We start from the raw sequence: 16,816 nt of genomic DNA, 5'->3' as shown, positions 1-16,816 counted from the left end.
GATGAAATCCGCTTTGAGCTTCCTGGTCGGCGCCCTGCGTTGCGAGATCGACGCGCTGGAGCAGCTCGCGCGCACCAGCGAGCTGGTGGCGACGATCGCCCGGCTGGTCCATGCGCTGCAGCGGGAGCGCGGCATCTCCAATGTCTTTCTGGCATCGGGCGGCCGGCGCTTCGCCTCGCAACGCCAGGAGCAGATGGCCGACTGCCTGCGGCACGAGGAAGCCGTGCGCCTGGCCTTCGACCAGCTCGATGCCGAAGGCGGTCGGGTCGGCAACGGCGCGCGCCTCTTCAGCCGCATCGCCTGGGTGCTGCCCGGGCTGGACGCCCTGCCCGCGCTGCGGCAGCGCATCGGCGCGATGGAGCTCGATGCCGGCCGTTCGACCGCGGCCTTCGTCAAGCTGGTCGCCGGTCTCATCGCAGTGGTCTTCGAGGCCGCCGACGGCGCCACCGACCCCGAGATCTCGCGCCGGCTGGTGGCGCTGTTCAATTTCATGCAGGGCAAGGAGTTCGCGGGCCAGGAGCGCGCCTGCGGCGCCGCGGCCTTCGCCTCGGGCTACAACGACAGCGCGCGCCAGCAGCAATGGCTGCACCTGATCGCCTCGCAGGAACATTGCTTCCAGCGCTTTGCCGAGTTCTCGGCACCCGGCCTGGGCGAGCTCTGGGCCTCGGTCCGGGCGCCGGCGCAAGTCGCCGAACAGGAGCGCCTGCGCCGCATCGCCTGCGCCGCGCCGGCAGGCGTGTGGCTCGACACCGAGCTGAGCCAGGTCTGGTTCGACTGCTGCACGCGCCGCATCGACGCCATGCAGGCGGTCGAGGAGCGGTTGGCCGCCGATTTGCGGCAGCTCTGCGAACAGAAGACGGCGCAGGCCCGCGCCGAGCTGCAGGCGCACGAGGCGCTGCTGGCCAGCCTGCAGGGCCCCGGCATCGTCGCGGCGGACTTCTTCCTCGATGCGGTGGCGACGCCGGCTGCCACGGCCACGCCGGCCGCCAGTGCGCCTTACGGCAAGCAACTCGAACGCTCCATCCTCGACATGGTGCAGGAGCAGTCGCGCCGGCTGCAGGCCATGGGCGACGAGCTCGAGACCGTGCGCGCCGCCCTCAACGAGCGCAAGCTGGTCGAGCGCGCCAAGGGGCTCCTGATGGCGCACCGGCGCATCAGCGAGGAGGAAGCGCACAAGATGCTGCGCCGGACCGCGATGAACCAGGGCCGCCGGCTGGTCGAGGTCGCCGAATCGGTGCTCGCGATGGCCGAGTACCTGCCCGACGACAGGGCTTCCTGAGTGCGTCGCGGGCCCGGAATGGTGCACTGCACAAGCGATGCGCGGCGCACCGGTTCCGCTCCAGACCCGGCGGCTGGCAAGCCCTGATGGACCATTGACGCTCTCTTTTTCATAGCACCACGGTACTGGCACGCTGCTTGCTATCACTCAAGGCATAGACCGACGAAGGTCTTCAGGCAGGTGGCATCCAACGGCGGGTGCGGCCCACCGAACCGGACAAAGGCGTCCTTACCCCGCAGGGGCTCGACTTCGAGCGGCCCGTGCGCGGCGAGGACGCCTTTTCGTTTTTCCGAATCGACTTTTTCATTTCCGGAGTTCGCCCCATGACCGATGCGCTGAAACCCAAACTGAGTCGCCGCCGTGTGCTGCAGGCCGCCGCCGCGGGCGTGGTCGGGCTCGATCCCGCGCTGCGCGCCGCCGTCTGGGCCCAGGGCTCGGACAAGCCCGAGAAGGAGGAAGTCAGGATCGGCTTCATCCCGCTGACCGACTGCGCCAGCGTCGTGATGGCCTCGGTGCTCGGCATCGACAAGAAGTACGGCGTGAAGATCGTGCCGAGCAAGGAAGCCAGCTGGGCCGGCGTGCGCGACAAGCTGGTCAACGGCGAACTCGACTTCGCCCACGTGCTCTACGGCCTGGTCTACGGCGTGCACCTGGGCATCGGCGGCCCGAAGAAGGACATGGCCGTCCTGATGACGCTCAACAACAACGGCCAGGCGATCACGCTGTCGAAGAAGCTGGCCGACAAGGGCGCGGTCGACGGTGCCTCGCTGGCCAAGGTCATGGCCAAGGAGAAGGCCGAATACACCTTCGCCCAGACCTTCCCCACCGGCACCCACGCGATGTGGCTCTACTACTGGATGGCCGCCAACGGCATCAACCCGCTGAAGGACGCCAAGGTCATCACCGTGCCGCCGCCGCAGATGGTGGCCAACATGCGGGTCGGCAACATGGACGGCTACTGCGTGGGCGAGCCATGGGGGCAGCGCGCGATCATGGACGGCATCGGCATCACGGCCATCACCACCCAGGACATCTGGAAGGACCATCCGGAGAAGGTGCTCGGCACCACCGGCGAGTTCGTGAAGAAGTATCCGAACACGGCGCGCGCCGTGACCGCCGCGATCCTCGAGGCCGGCAAGTGGATCGACGCCGGCCTGCAGAACAAGAACAAGATGGCCGAGACCATCGCCGACAAGAGCTACGTCAACACCAGCGTGGACGCGATCAACCAGCGCATCCTGGGGCGCTACACCAACGGCCTCGGCAAGAGCTGGGACGACCCGAACTACATGAAGTTCTACAACGACGGCGCGGTCAGCTACCCGTACCTGTCGGACGGCATGTGGTTCCTGACGCAGCACAAGCGCTGGGGCCTGCTGAAGGAGCACCCGGACTACCTGCAGGTGGCAACGCAGATCAACCAGATCGACATCTACAAGCAGGCCGCCGCCGCCACCAAGACCGCGGTGCCGAAGGAGACGATGCGCAGCAGCAAGCTGTTCGACGGCGTCGTCTGGGACGGCAAGAACCCGAAGCAGTATGCCGATTCGTTCAAGGTCCACGCCTGAGGAGCCCGCCATGGTCAGTGCCGTCTTCCACTCCCCGCTCGATGTCAAGCCGGTGATGCCGCCGGCAGCGAAGAGCGTCGCCAGGCCGGCGGCGTCGCCATCGCCAGCCGCGGTCGAGCCCACGCCCCGCGTGCCTCGCGACTTCCGCGCCGTCTGGCTGCGCGTGCTGCCGCCGCTGCTGGGCTTCGCGCTGCTGGTCCTCGTCTGGGAACTGGTGGCGCTCAGGAGCACCACCGGTTTTCCGTCGCCGCTCGCGACCTGGCAGCAGGCGCTCACGGTCTTCAGCGATCCGTTCTACAGCAAGGGGCCGAACGACCAGGGCGTGGGCTGGAACGTGCTCTCGTCGCTGCAGCGCGTGGCGCTGGGCTTCGGGCTGGCGGCCGCGGTCGGCATACCGGCCGGCTTCGCGATCGGACGCTTCGAGTTCCTCTCGCGCATGTTCAATCCGCTGATCAGCCTGCTGCGGCCGGTGTCCCCGCTGGCCTGGCTGCCGATCGGCCTGCTGGTGTTCAAGGGCGCCAATCCGGCCGCCATCTGGACCATCTTCATCTGCTCGATCTGGCCGATGATCATCAACACCGCGGTCGGCGTGCAGCGCGTGCCCAGCGACTACATGAACGTCGCTCGGGTACTGAACCTCAGCGAGTGGAAGATCTTCACCAAGATCCTGTTCCCCGCCGTGCTGCCCTACATGCTGACCGGCGTGCGTCTGGCGGTCGGCACCGCCTGGCTGGTGATCGTCGCGGCCGAGATGCTGACCGGCGGCGTCGGCATCGGCTTCTGGGTCTGGGACGAGTGGAACAACCTCAACGTCGCCAACATCATCATCGCGATCTTCGTCATCGGCATCGTCGGCCTGGTGCTCGAGTTCGCGCTCATCAGGATCGCCACCGCGTTCACGTTCGAGGAAGTCAAGTCATGAGTCGCACGGCCGTTCCGAAGACGAATACCGCAGCGCTGCTGCGCGGAGGTTTCCAATGAATGACGACAACAAGTACATCGCCATCCAGGGCGTCGAGCAGCGCTTCAGGACCGCCAAGGGCAGCTTCCTGGCACTGCGCGACGTCAACCTGAACGTCGCCAAGGGCGAGTTCATCACGCTGATCGGCCACTCGGGCTGCGGCAAGTCCACGCTGCTGAACCTGATCGCCGGCCTGACGACGCCGACCCAGGGCGTGCTGCTGTGCGCCAACCGCGAGATCAAGGGCCCGGGGCCCGAACGCGCGGTGGTGTTCCAGAACCACTCGCTGCTGCCCTGGCTGACCTGCTACGAGAACGTCTACCTCGCGGTCGAGCGCGTGTTCGCGGCGACCGAGAACAGGGCGCAGCTCAAGGCCCGCACCGAAGCGGCGCTGGCACTGGTCGGCCTGACGCCGGCAGCACAGAAGCGGCCTGGCGAGATCTCGGGCGGCATGAAGCAGCGCGTCGGCATCGCCCGCGCGCTGTCGATGGAACCCAAGGTGCTGCTGATGGACGAGCCCTTCGGCGCCCTCGATGCGCTCACGCGCGCCAAGCTGCAGGACGAACTGCTGGCCATCGTGCAGAAGACCCGCAGCACGGTGGTGATGGTGACGCACGACGTCGATGAGGCCGTGCTGTTGTCGGACCGCATCGTGATGCTGACCAACGGCCCGGCCGCCACCATCGGCGAGGTGCTGGCAGTCGACATCGCGCGGCCGCGCAACCGCGTGGAACTGGCCGAGGACCCGGTGTACGTGCACGCGCGCAAGGCGGTGATCGACTTTCTCTACACGCGCCAGGCGCATGTGGAGAAGGTCGCGGCCTGAACGGGCCCTCTCACGGCCCCTCGCACGGCCTCTCGCGCACCGGGAGTCACGACATGATGACCTGCAGACTGTGCTCGTACGAGGCCGTGAGCTGCTCGAAGGTGTCGACCAGCGCATCGCTGGAGCGCACCAGCGACGCGCGCCCCTCGGCGCTGTCGAGGCCGCGCACACCGCGCATGAGGTGGAGCCATTCGTCGCGCGCGATCGCCAACGCGGCCCGAATCTCGGGCGAGCTCAGCGGCGCCTGTTCGAGCTCCCGCAGCGCGGCTTCGAATTCGTCCATGGTCGGCGCCAGCCGCTCCTGCGATCGCGCCGCGGGCAGCATCGACGCCAGCAGCGCGTCCTTTGCCAGCCGCTGCGCACGCATGCGCTGGCGGCCGCAGAGGTTGACGATGCGCAGCCCCCGGCGCGCGCCGGAGGCTTCGAGCGCGTCGGTCAGTGCTTCGGCGGCCAGGAGCAGGCCCTCGGCCCGCGCATCGATCCCGAGCAGCGCGGGCGCCGCCAGCCGCGCCGACAGCGCCGTTTCCAGGTCTTGCCAGGCGCTGCGCACCCGAGCCAGCGCCGCGGTGCCGGCCTCGCCCAGCGCCAGGGTGGCGAGATGATCCAGGTTGTGCTGCACCCGCTCGACGGATTGCGTGCGCAGCACCCGGGCGCGCCGCGCCTCGATGCCGGCCAGTGCCTGCGCCGCCACGCGCACCAGCCGCTGCGACAGCATGCGCAGCTGGCCGGCGCGGTTGATCGCATCGGCCCACTGCGCGGCCTCGAGCACCGAGCGCGAGACCTCGCCGAGCCGCAGGTTGGCATGCATCGCGGCGCCGCGCAGCAGGCCGAAGGCCTCGTCCTCGCCGATGCCGCGCGCCGACATCAGCAGGCCCTTGGCGCGGTCGATCCACTTGCGCTCGTCCAGGCGGGTGCGAAAAGCATCCATCTCGGTGCGCAGCGCGGCCTCGCGCTGCCAGCGGGCCCGGGCACGAACCAGCAACGCAGCCAGCGTTGGCGCATCGAGCCGCTCGACCGGCGCCCAGGCGTGCACGCCGAGCGCCACCAGTTGCTCGTGCACGCCGGCGTCCAAGGGCGCGCTGACCAGGCTCAGGGCGCAAGGCGGCCCGCCCGACCAGGCACGCAGCGCCCCAAGCAGCGCTTCGGGCACGGATGCGGGCAGCCAGATCAGGATCTGTCGCGGTGCCGATGCCTCGGCCTGGCGCACCAAGTCGCCGCAAGCGACGCAGGCGACGGGCGCGATGCCGCACCCGGCCAGCGCCTGTGCGAGCGCCGCGGGCAGCGCGCCATCGATGGTTTCGGGGGGCAGGACAACAAGAAGTGGGTTCACGGTGGGGCAGGGAAAGCGATGCAAAGCATAGGCCAGGCCAGCAGGCGATTGCTGGCACGCCCCTTGCTTGATTCAAGGCGCGGTGTAACGAAGCACCGCCTTGGTGAAGCGGCAGGTTCCTGCCCGCAGTCCGGCAACGCCAAAGCCGGGCACACCCGTCAGGCCACCGGCTGTCGCCGCGGCCACATCTCCCCAACCCTGTCCGACGACACGGCCCTCGCACGGCCGGGCCGCGGCATTTCGCACTGAACACGATGTCCAGCTTCAAGACCTTTCTGCATTCAGGCCACGGCCCGACGCTGTTCGCGGCCTTCCTGTACTTCTCGTTCTCGTGCTGCATCTGGGTGCTCAACGGCGCCATGGCGCCCTTCATCGGCGAGACCTTCGACCTCTCGCCGGCGCAGAAGGGGCTGATGCTGTCGGTGCCGATCATCGCGGGCGCGCTGATGCGCTTTCCGCTCGGCATCCTGTCGCAGTACATCGGCCGCAAGAACGCGACCCTGGTCGAGATGGGACTGATCGCGGTGGCGATGCTGTTCGGCTTCTTCATGGTGAAGAGCTTCAACGACCTGCTCGCCATGGGCGTGCTGCTGGGCATCGCGGGCGCCAGCTTCGGTGTCGCGCTGTCGCTGGGTTCGGGCTGGTTCCCGCCGCAGCACAAGGGCCTCGCGATGGGCCTGGTGGGTGCCGGCAACGTCGGCACCGCGGTGTCGGTGCTGGTGGCGCCGCCGCTGGCGCAGTGGCTGGGCTGGCAGAGCGTCTACGGCGTCGCGGCCGGCGCGATCCTGCTGCCGATGATCGTGATGATCGTGTTCGCCAAGGAGCCGCCGGACATCGACAGCCACGCCAGCTTCCGCGAGCACATCGCCTGCCTGTTCGAGAAGGACGGCTGGGTGTTCAGCCTGATCTACGGCGTCACCTTCGGCGGCTTCATCGGCCTCACCACCTTCCTGCCCTCCTACTACTACGACCAGTTCGGCGTGAGCAAGGTGCAGGCCGGCCAGCTGACCATGCTGGCCGCCTTCATGGGCGCCGCGGTGCGGGTGATCGGCGGCTGGATCTCCGACCGCTGGGGCGGCGTCAACACGCTGACCCTGGTGCTGGCGGTGGTGGCAATCGGCCTCGTGCTGGTGGGCCTCTCGTCGGCATCGCTGGTGCTCACCACGCTGCTGCTGATCGTCTGCTTCGCGGCGCTGGGCGCGGGCAACGGCGCGCTGTTCCAGCTGGTGCCGCTGCGCTGGCCGGCCAGCACCGCGGTGGCCGGCTCGATGATCGGCGAGATCGGCGCCCTCGGCGGCGGCCTGGTGCCCAACGCGATGGGCCTGTCCAAGCAATACCTGGGCAGCTACACCTGGGGCTTCGTCTTCTTCGCTGCGCTCTCGCTGGTGATGCTCGGCGTGATGCGCGCGATGCAGATCCGCTGGACCCGCACCTGGGCCGAAAAAGGCGGTCGCGCGCGGGTCCACGCTCCTGCGGAGGCGACGTACGTCGCTCCGCGCAAGACGGCGCGCCAGCCATGAAGCGACGCATGGAACCCGCGCGGCCCAGGGCCAGGGATACCGCGGAACCGGCTTTGCCGGGCCGCTGGTATCGCCCCCTGGAGGGGGAGGCGCCGCAGGCGCATCGGGGGTGTTCCAAGCTAGTGCGGCAGGAACAGCAGCCAGAACACGAGCAGTGCGTTGAACAGCAGCGACACGGCCAGCGCGATCTTGAGAAGCGCAGCCGGATCGCGGCGGATCAGGGGCGTGGCGCCCGGCGCACCGATCGGGCGCGAGGCGCCGCGCTCCAGCGCCAGCAGCAGTTCCTCGGCAGTCTCGAAGCGCTGGCGGGGATCGCGCGCCACCGCCTTGCACACCAGGTGGTCGAGCCAGACCGGCACGTCGGGGCGGATGCGCGAGAGCGCGGCCGGGTCGCGCCGGTACCGCGCCAGCTGGTAGGGCTCGATCTCGCCGTAGGGCAGGCGTCCCGCGAGCCATTGGTAGAGCGTGACGCCGAGCGCAAAAAGGTCGCTCCCCGCATCGGCGCCGGCATCCTCCCACTGCTCCGGGTTGATGTAGCTCGGCGTGCCGGCATGCAGTTCGCGCTGCGCGGCACCCTCGCGGCCGGACAGCGCCACGCCCAGGTCCAGGATGCGCCAGCGGCCGTCCTCGCCCAGGTGCAGGTTGCCCGGCTTGATGTCGCGGTGCACCACACCGTGGCGGTGCAGCCGGCCCAGCGCCTTCGCGACGGCGATGGCCGCGGCAACCACCTCGGCGGCACTGCTGCGGTGGCCGGATTTCTGCAACTGCTCGAGCGTCCGGCCGCCGTGCCAGTCGAACACGATGTAGAGCGCGCTCGCATCCTCGGCACGTTCGTGCACGCGCACGAAGCCGCTGTCGGCGCGCGCGCTGACGCGCAGGCCCAGCCAGGCCTCGTGCGCCAGCATGGCGCGCTCCTGCGGGTCGCCAGCGCGCGAGGGATGCAAGGTCTTGAGGGCGACCAGTTCCCGCGTGACCGGGTGGCGCGCCTGGTAGAGCAGGTGCACGCCGGTGTCGGCCACCCGTGCCGTGATGACGTAGCCGTCGAGCGTGTCGCCCACCTTCAATGCAGCCGGCGGCGCCAGGCGGCGGACATCGCCGAGTTCGTCGTCGAGCTGGCGCGCATCGAGCCCGATGACGCGGATCACCAGCGCGGTGGCGTTGTCGCGCGTGCCGGCCGCCAGGGCCGCCCGCACCAGCGCCTCGCTTCCCTCCAGTGCCGTTCCCTGCAGCGCGAACCGGGCCAGCTGCTGCGCCTTGAGCACGCCGTGCACGCCGTCGGAACTCAGCACGAAGCAATCGCCGACGCGCACGTCGCCCTGCGCGTAGTCGACCCGCACCTGGTCATCCAGGCCGATCGCACGCGTCAGCCGGCTGCGCAGGTCCGGGTGCTCGAAGGCGTGGTCCTGAGTCAGCGCCACGGCCGGCTCGCCGCCCTCGCGCACCCGCCAGGCGCGCGTGTCGCCGACATGCGCCAGCGTGTAGGTCTGGCCGTGCAGCACCAGCGCGGTGAGCGTGGTGAGCGCAGTGCCGCCGCCCTGCCGGCGCCGGTTGTGGTCGGCCAGCCAGGCGTTCTGGGCGCCGATCAGCCGGTCCAGCGCGGCCGTCGGCTCCCAGGTGTCGGGCGTCGCGAAATAGTCGGCCAGCAGTCCCATCACCGTGGTCTGCGCGGCCTCCAGTCCCCGGCCGCCGGTGGACACGCCGTCGGCGATGGCGGCGATCAGCCCGCGCGCCTCCTCGCCGGGCGGCGCATGCACGGTGCCGGCGAAATCCTCGTTGACTTCGCGCGGCCCGCGCTGGCTGCTGTAGCCGATGTCCACTTCAAAGCTCATGGCGCGATTCTCCACGCGCGCCCCGGGCAACTCGCTTGATTGAATCCAGGAAAGGTCCAGCCCCATGAAGAAGATGAAACTCGTGATGGTCGGCAACGGCATGGCCGGCGTGCGCACGCTCGAAGAGCTGCTGAAGATCGAGCCCGATCTCTACGACATCACGGTGTTCGGCGCCGAGCCGCACCCCAACTACAACCGCATCCTGCTGTCGCCGGTGCTGGCCGGCGAACAGACGGTCGACGAGATCGTGCTCAACAGCTGGGAGTGGTACACCGAGAACCACATCACGCTGCACGCCGGCAAGAAGGTGGTCGAGATCGACCGCGTGAAGCGCATCGTGCGCGCCGAGGACGGCACCGAAGCCGCGTACGACCGGCTGCTGCTGTGCACCGGCTCCAACCCCTTCATGCTGCCGGTGGCCGGCCGCGACCTGAAGGGCGTGATCGCCTACCGCGACATCGCCGACACCGACTACATGATCGAGACCGCGCGCACGCACAAGAACGCGGTGGTGATCGGAGGCGGGCTGCTGGGGCTGGAAGCGGCCAACGGCCTGATGCTGCGCGGCATGACCGTGACCGTGGTGCACGTGATGCCCTGGCTGATGGAGCGCCAGCTCGACGACGTCGCGGGCAAGCTGCTGCAGAAGTCGCTGGAGGACCGCGGGCTGAGGTTCTTGATGGGCGCGCAGACGCAGGAGCTGGTCGGCGGCCCCGAAGGCCGCGTCACCGCGATCCGCTTCAAGGACGGCACCGAGGTCGCAGCCGACCTGGTCGTGATGGCGGTCGGCATCCGGCCCAACACCGAACTGGCCGAGCGCGCCCGGCTGCACGTCAACCGCGGCATCGTGGTCAGCGACACGATGCAGACCGTGACCGACGCCCGGATCTACTCGGTCGGCGAATGCGCAGCGCATCGCGGCATCGCCTATGGCCTGGTGGCGCCGCTGTTCGAGCAGGCCAAGGTGGCGGCCAACCACCTGGCGCAGTTCGGCATCGGCCGCTACCTGGGCTCGCTGACCTCGACCAAGCTCAAGGTCACGGGCATCGACCTGTTCTCGGCCGGCGAGTTCATGGGCGGCGAAGGCACGGAGGAGATCGTGATGAGCGACCCCTTCGGCGGCGTCTACAAGAAGCTGGTGATCAAGGACGACAAGCTGGTCGGCGCCTGCCTCTACGGCGACACGGTCGACGGCAGCTGGTACTTCAAGCTCCTGCGCGATGGCCGCAGCGTGCACGACATCCGCGACAAGCTGATGTTCGGCGAATCGAACATCGGCGACACCGGCCACGAGGGCCACAGCAAGGCGGCGTCGATGCCCGACGAGGCCGAGGTCTGCGGCTGCAACGGCGTCACCAAGGGCACCATCTGCAAGGCCATCAAGGACCGCGGCCTGTTCACGCTCGAGGAGGTCAAGAAGCACACCAAGGCCAGCGCCTCCTGCGGCTCGTGCACCGGGCTGGTCGAGCAGATCCTCATGTTCACGGCCGGCGGCGACTACTCGGCGACGCCGAAGAAGAAGGCGGTCTGCGGCTGCACCGACGTCAGCCACCAGGACGTGCGCGAGGCGATCCGCAAGGAACACTACCTGACCCACGACGAGGTCTACCGCAATCTCGGCTGGCGCACGCCCAACGGCTGCGCCACCTGCCGGCCGGCGATCAACTACTACCTGATCTCGACCTGGCCCAAGGAGGCCAAGGACGACCCGCAGAGCCGCTTCATCAACGAGCGCAGCCACGCCAACATCCAGAAGGACGGCACCTATTCGGTGATTCCGCGCATGTGGGGCGGCCACACCACCCCCGACGAGCTGCGCCGCATCGCGGATGCCGCCGACAAGTACAAGATCCCGACCGTCAAGGTCACGGGCGGCCAGCGCATCGACCTCTTGGGCGTGAAGAAGGAAGACCTCGAGAACGTCTGGAAGGACATCGGCATGCCCTCCGGCTTTGCCTATGCCAAGTCGCTGCGGACCGTGAAGACCTGCGTCGGCAGCGAGTGGTGCCGCTTCGGCACCCAGGATTCGACCCAGCTGGGCAAGGACCTGGAACGCGCGCTGTGGGCGATGTACTCGCCGCACAAGGTCAAGCTGGCGGTCTCGGGCTGCCCGCGCAACTGCGCCGAATCGGGCATCAAGGACGTCGGCGTGATCGGCGTCGACTCGGGCTGGGAGATCTATGTCGGCGGCAACGGCGGCATCAAGACCGAGGTGGCGCAGTTCCTGATCAAGGTGAAGACCTCCGAGGAGGTGATGGAGTACGCGGGCGCCTTCCTGCAGCTGTACCGCGAGGAAGGCTGGTACCTGGAGCGCACGGTGCACTACATCGGGCGCGTCGGGCTCGACTACGTGAAGAAGAAGATCCTCGAGGACGCCGAGGGCCGCAAGACCCTGTGGGAGCGGCTGCAGTTCGCGCTCGACGGCGAGCCCGATCCGTGGTTCGAGTCGAGCCAGGCCTCGGTCGACGTCCGGCAGTTCACCCCGGTGGCGGTGGTCGACAAGCTGGCACAAACCGTTTGAAGAAAAGGGAGAGCACGACCATGAACGAATGGAAACCCATCTGCCGCGTCGACGACATCCCCGTGCTGGGTGCGCGGCGCGTGGCCCGTCCCGCGGGTGTCGACGTCGCGGTGTTCCGCAATGCCGAGAACCAGGTCTTCGCGCTGCTCGACCGCTGCCCGCACAAGGGCGGACCGCTGAGCCAGGGCATCGTGTTCGGCACCAGCGTGGCCTGTCCGCTGCACAACTGGGCCATCGGGCTCGACGACGGCTGCGCGAAGTCGCCCGACGAGGGCTGCACGCCGCGCTTCGCGGTCAAGGTGACGGAGGGCGTGGTGCATCTGGACAGCGAGGAACTGGCGAGCCACGCCACCGACCTCGAGCGGCCGGTCGCCGGCCCGAAACGACCCGTCGCAGCTTGACCTCAGGAACACCATGAACCAAACACGCTCCACCTGCCCCTATTGCGGCGTGGGCTGCGGCGTGATCATCGAATCCGATGGCGCGCAGATCACCGGTGTGCGCGGCGACCCGGACCACCCGGCCAACTTCGGCCGGCTCTGCACCAAGGGCTCGACGCTGCACCTGACCGCGAGCGCGGCCGTCACGCTGCAGACGCGGCTGCTGCAGCCGATGCGCCGGGCCGAGCGCACGGCCGCACCCGTTGCCATCGGCTGGGAACCGGCGCTCGACCTGGCCGCCGACAAGTTCGCCCAGGTGATTCGCGACCACGGCCCGGACGCGGTCGGCTTCTATGTTTCCGGCCAGTTGCTGACCGAGGACTACTACGTCTTCAACAAGCTCGCCAAGGGCCTGATCGGCACCAACAACATCGACACCAACTCGCGCCTGTGCATGAGCAGCGCGGTGGCCGGCTACAAGAAGACGCTTGGCGCCGATGCGCCGCCGACCTGCTACGACGACCTCCAGTTCGCCGACTGCCTGTTCATCGTCGGCAGCAACACGGCCTGGGCACACCCGATCCTGTTCCGGCGCATCGAGGATGCGAAGGCCGCCAACCCGGCGCTCAAGATCGTCGTGGCCGACCCGCGCCGCACTGACACGGTCGAGATCGCCGACCTGTTCCTGCCCATCCAGCCCGGCACCGACGTGATGCTGTTCAACGGCATGCTGCACCTGATGCTGTGGGAAGGCTGGACCGACGCCCGCTACATCGCCGAGCACACCAGCGGCTTCGACGCTCTCAAGGCCACCGTACGCGATTGCACCCCCGACCGCGTGGCGCAGATCTGCGGCATCGACAAGGACGACCTGCTGCAGGCCGCGCGCCTGTTCGCCACCTCGGCGGCGACACTGAGCCTCTATTGCCAGGGGCTCAATCAGTCCTCCTCGGGCACGGCGAAGAACGCCGCGCTGATCAACCTGCACCTGGCGAGCGCGCAGATCGGCAAGCCCGGCGCCGGACCGTTCTCGCTGACCGGGCAGCCCAATGCGATGGGCGGCCGCGAAGTGGGTGGCCTGGCCAACCTGCTGTCGGCGCACCGCGACCTGGCGAACCCGCAGCACCGCGAAGAAGTCGCCGCCCTGTGGGGCGTGCCGGCCGTTCCCGCCACACCCGGCAAGACCGCGGTCGAGATGTTCCAGGCCGCAGCCGATGGCGAGATCCGCGCGCTGTGGATCGCCTGCACCAATCCCGCCCAGTCGATGCCCGACCAGGCGACCGTGCGCCGCGCGCTCGAGCGCTGCGAGTTCGTGGTGGTGCAAGAGGCCTTCTCCACCACCTCGACCTGCGATTTCGCCGACCTGCTGCTGCCGGCCACCACCTGGGGCGAGAAGGAAGGCACGGTCACCAACAGCGAGCGGCGCATCTCGCGCGTGCGCCCGGCGGTGCCGGCACCCGGCCAGTCGCACGGCGACTGGGCGATCGGCGTGGACTTCGCGCGCAAGCTCGAGGCACGCCTGGCGCGCCCGGACATCTCCAGCACCCTCTTCCCCTACGCCGACGCCGAATCGGTCTGGAACGAGCACCGCGAGACCACCCGTGGCCGCGACCTCGACATCACCGGCATGAGCTACGCGATGCTCGAAGCCGCGCCCCAGCAATGGCCGCTGCGCGAGGGCGAAGCCACCGGCCGCGCGCGGCTCTACGAGGACGGCGTCTTCCCGACCCCCGACGGCCGCGCCCGCTTCGTCGACACGCCCTACAAGCCGGTGGCCGAAGCGCGCGAGGCGCGCTATCCGTTCTCGCTCAACACCGGCCGGCTGCGCGACCAATGGCACGGCATGAGCCGCACCGGCACGCTGGGCCGGCTGTTCGGCCACGCCGCCGAGCCGAGCGTGCAGATGCACCCGCAGGACATGGCGCGCCGCCAGCTGGCGGAGGGCGACCTGGTGCATGTGACCTCGCGCCGCGGATCGATCGTGCTGCCCCTCGCCGCCAGTGCCGAGGTCGGCCTGTCCCAGGCCTTCATCGCGATGCACTGGGGCGGCGAGTACCTGAGCGGCAGCTCGAGCACGGGCCAGCGGCTGGCGGGCGTCAACGCGCTCACGACGCCGAGCTTCTGCCCCGACTCGAAGCAGCCCGAGCTCAAGCATGCGGCCGTCAAGATCCTGAAGGCCGAGCTGCCCTGGTCGCTGCTCGCCGCCGCCTGGCTGCCGCAGGATGCGGCGCTGGACACCGCCGGCGTGCTGCGCGGGCTGATGCAGTCCTTTCCGTTCGCGAGCTGCGTGCCCTTCGGCGCCGGCAGCGCGCTGGAAGGCGGCGCCCCCGAACGCACCGGCATCCTGTTCCGCGCCGCGGCCTACGAGGCCCCGCCCGATGCCGTCCTGGCGCAGATCGAAGGCCTGCTGGCACTGGGTGGCAGCGACACCCTGCGCTACGCCGATGCCAAACGCGGTCAACGGCGCGCGGTGCGCCTCGTGCGCGACGGCGACGACGCCCGTCTCGAGGGATTCCTGCTCGGCGGCGACACCCGCGCCGAAGCCTGGATCAAGGCGCTGCTGCAGGACCGCCTGCCGGCCCAGGCCTACGGCCGCCAGCTGCTGCGCCCCGGGGCGGCGGCACCGGCCGGCGTGGCGGCGCGCGGCAAGGTCATCTGCAGTTGCTTCGGCGTCTCGCAGACCGCGATCGAGGCGCAGCTGGCCGCCGGGTCCGGGACCGACGATGAGCGGCTGGCGGGGCTGCAAGGGGCCTTGAAATGCGGCACCAACTGCGGCTCCTGCCTGCCCGAGCTCAAGCGCATGGTGCGCGCCACTTCCGCCGCGAGGCATAAGCCCACTGCCCAACCGGCATAAGGCATGCGGGACAATCCGGGCACCCATGGGAATCAGCCACTACATCAAGGAAATCGGTCGCGGCGCGCGCGGCGCCAAGTCGCTCGACCGCGCGCAGGCCACGGACCTGTTCGGCCAGGTGCTGGACGGCAGCATCACCGACCTGGAGATGGGCGCCTTCTGCCTGGCGATGCGCATCAAGGGCGAGACGCCCGAGGAGATGGCCGGCTTCCTCGACGCCACCCATGCCCGGCTGGCGCGCTTTCCCGCCACCGGGCGGCCGCTGGTGGTGCTGCCGAGCTACAACGGCGCCCGCCGGCTGCCGGTGCTGACGCCGCTGCTGGCGCTGCTGCTGGCGCGTGAAGGGCTGCCGGTGCTGGTGCATGGCGCGGCCACCGAATCGACCCGGGTGCTGGCGTCCAACGTGCTCGCCGCGCTCGACGTGCCGGCGCTGGCGGCGATCCGCCCGATCGCCGACGGCGAGACGGTGTTCGCCCCCACCGAACTGTTGAGCCCCGGCCTCAAGCGACTGCTCGACGTGCGCCGCGTGGTCGGCCTGCGCAACCCCGGCCACAGCGTGGTCAAGCTGATGCAACCCGGCCTCGGCGACTGCGTGGTGGTCGGCAGCTACACCCATCCCGAATACGCGCGCTCGATGGCCGCCACCTTCGAGCTGACCGGCATGACCGCCCTGCTCTCGCGCGGCCTCGAGGGCGAGAGCGTGGCCGACCCGCGCCGCACCGCGCAGGTCGACGGCTTCGTGCGCGGGCAACGCATCGCGCTGCAGGCGCAGCAGCCCGGCACCCAGGCCGAGGTGCCCGGCCTGCCCAGGGAGATCGACATCGAGACCACCGCCGGCTACACGCGGCGCGTGCTGGCCGGCGAGCTGCCGCTGCCTCAGGCCATCGCGCAGCAGGTCGCGCAGATCCTTCAACTGGCGCAGCTGGCGCAAGAAACCGAAACCGCGGAGACCCCATGATCCCTCTTTCATTCCAGGGCAGTTGCACGCTGGTCGGCGCCGGCCCCGGCGACCCCGAACTGCTGACCCTCAAGGCGGTCAAGGCGATCCAGGCCGCCACCGTGCTGCTGGTCGACGACCTGGTCAACGACGAGATCCTGGCCTATGCCCGGCCGGGCGCGCGCATCGTCCACGTCGGCAAGCGCGGCGGCTGCCGCAGCACGCCGCAGGCCTTCATCGAGCGACTCATGATCACCGCGGTCCAGGAGGGCGAGACCGTGGTGCGTTTGAAGGGCGGCGACCCCTTCATCTTCGGCCGCGGCGGCGAGGAGGTCGAGCACCTGCGCGACGCCGGCATCGAGGTGCGGGTGGTCAACGGCATCACGGCCGGGCTGGCTGCGGTCACGGCACTCGGCGTGCCGCTCACGCACCGCGACCATGCGCAGGGCGTGGTGTTCGTCACCGGCCATGCGAAGACCGGGCATGCGGCCGGCGATCATCCGACCGACTGGCGGCAACTGGCCGCCACCGCGCGCGACGCCCGCCTCACGCTGGTGATCTACATGGGCGTCTCGGGCGTGGCCCACATCCAGGACGAATTGCTGCACGGGCTGCCGGGCCCGACGCCGGTGGCCGTGATCCAGCACGCCAGCCTGCCTCAGCAGCGCCACATCGTGACCACCCTCGCCGAACTGCGCGCGGACCTCGCGAATGCGGAAATGGCGAGCCCTTCGGTGATCGTGGTCGGCGACGTGTTGCGCGGATTGACCGCGGCTGGCGTGCCGTCGACGCGCTTCGGCACCTGAGCACC

12 protein-coding genes are annotated in these 16,816 nt (G+C 69.5%); 10 read left to right on the top strand and 2 right to left on the bottom strand.

Features of this window, described 5'->3' with window-relative positions; translation table 11 throughout:
• Window position 1: 1 nt before the first annotated feature.
• From AC1DYK_RS07005 to AC1DYK_RS06990, 4 genes are all read left to right on the top strand, one after another.
• Window positions 2–1,279 (top strand): nitrate- and nitrite sensing domain-containing protein, encoded by a 1,278-nt coding sequence (locus AC1DYK_RS07005; RefSeq protein ID WP_478165598.1) that lies wholly within the window; start codon window positions 2–4, stop codon window positions 1,277–1,279.
• Between the two features lie 323 nt (window positions 1,280–1,602).
• Window positions 1,603–2,847, top strand: coding sequence for a CmpA/NrtA family ABC transporter substrate-binding protein (locus tag AC1DYK_RS07000; protein WP_478165597.1), 1,245 nt, complete (start codon window positions 1,603–1,605; stop codon window positions 2,845–2,847).
• Window positions 2,848–2,857: 10 nt separating this feature from the next.
• Window positions 2,858–3,769, top strand: coding sequence for a nitrate ABC transporter permease (gene ntrB, locus AC1DYK_RS06995; RefSeq protein WP_478165596.1), 912 nt, complete (start codon window positions 2,858–2,860; stop codon window positions 3,767–3,769).
• A gap of 55 nt (window positions 3,770–3,824) precedes the next feature.
• On the top strand, window positions 3,825–4,634 hold the full coding sequence (locus tag AC1DYK_RS06990; RefSeq protein ID WP_478165595.1) for an ABC transporter ATP-binding protein: 810 nt from the start codon (window positions 3,825–3,827) through the stop codon (window positions 4,632–4,634).
• Window positions 4,635–4,680: 46 nt separating this feature from the next.
• Here the strand turns inward: AC1DYK_RS06990 and AC1DYK_RS06985 are convergent, their stop codons facing one another.
• Complete coding sequence (locus tag AC1DYK_RS06985; protein WP_478165594.1) at window positions 4,681–5,964, bottom strand: ANTAR domain-containing protein; 1,284 nt, start codon at window positions 5,962–5,964, stop codon at window positions 4,681–4,683.
• Window positions 5,965–6,218: 254 nt separating this feature from the next.
• On the opposite strand from AC1DYK_RS06985, the gene AC1DYK_RS06980 reads away from it, so the two are divergent.
• Entirely contained in the window at window positions 6,219–7,484 is a 1,266-nt protein-coding gene (locus AC1DYK_RS06980; protein ID WP_478165593.1) for an MFS transporter, read from the top strand.
• 119 nt (window positions 7,485–7,603) lie between these two features.
• Here AC1DYK_RS06980 and AC1DYK_RS06975 read toward each other — a convergent pair whose 3' ends face one another.
• On the bottom strand, window positions 7,604–9,313 hold the full coding sequence (locus AC1DYK_RS06975) for a bifunctional protein-serine/threonine kinase/phosphatase (RefSeq protein ID WP_478165592.1): 1,710 nt from the start codon (window positions 9,311–9,313) through the stop codon (window positions 7,604–7,606).
• A gap of 64 nt (window positions 9,314–9,377) precedes the next feature.
• Here AC1DYK_RS06975 and nirB point away from each other — a divergent pair, with 64 nt between their 5' ends.
• Genes nirB through cobA form a run of 5 tightly spaced genes read left to right on the top strand, consistent with a single transcriptional unit; the run spans window position 9,378 to window position 16,811 of the window.
• Entirely contained in the window at window positions 9,378–11,834 is a 2,457-nt protein-coding gene (gene nirB, locus AC1DYK_RS06970; RefSeq protein ID WP_478165591.1) for a nitrite reductase large subunit NirB, read from the top strand.
• A 20-nt stretch (window positions 11,835–11,854) separates the two neighbouring features.
• A complete protein-coding gene (nirD, locus tag AC1DYK_RS06965; RefSeq protein ID WP_478087950.1) occupies window positions 11,855–12,235 on the top strand; it encodes a nitrite reductase small subunit NirD in 381 nt (126 codons plus the stop codon).
• 13 nt (window positions 12,236–12,248) lie between these two features.
• Window positions 12,249–15,068 carry a nitrate reductase gene (locus AC1DYK_RS06960; protein ID WP_478165590.1) on the top strand — a complete coding sequence of 940 codons (2,820 nt, stop codon included), beginning with the start codon at window positions 12,249–12,251 and terminating at the stop codon, window positions 15,066–15,068.
• Between the two features lie 25 nt (window positions 15,069–15,093).
• Window positions 15,094–16,026, top strand: a complete 933-nt coding sequence (gene ybiB, locus AC1DYK_RS06955) for a DNA-binding protein YbiB (RefSeq protein WP_478165589.1) — start codon at window positions 15,094–15,096, stop codon at window positions 16,024–16,026.
• On the top strand, window positions 16,023–16,811 hold the full coding sequence (gene cobA / locus AC1DYK_RS06950; protein WP_478165588.1) for a uroporphyrinogen-III C-methyltransferase: 789 nt from the start codon (window positions 16,023–16,025) through the stop codon (window positions 16,809–16,811). The genes ybiB and cobA overlap by 4 nt, the downstream gene beginning before the upstream one ends.
• The last annotated feature ends 5 nt before the right edge of the window (window positions 16,812–16,816 follow it).

The organism is Variovorax sp. P2_H12, from assembly GCF_056403395.1.
Note: the sequence above shows the minus strand (reverse complement) of the source record. Positions and strands in the feature narration are given on the sequence as shown.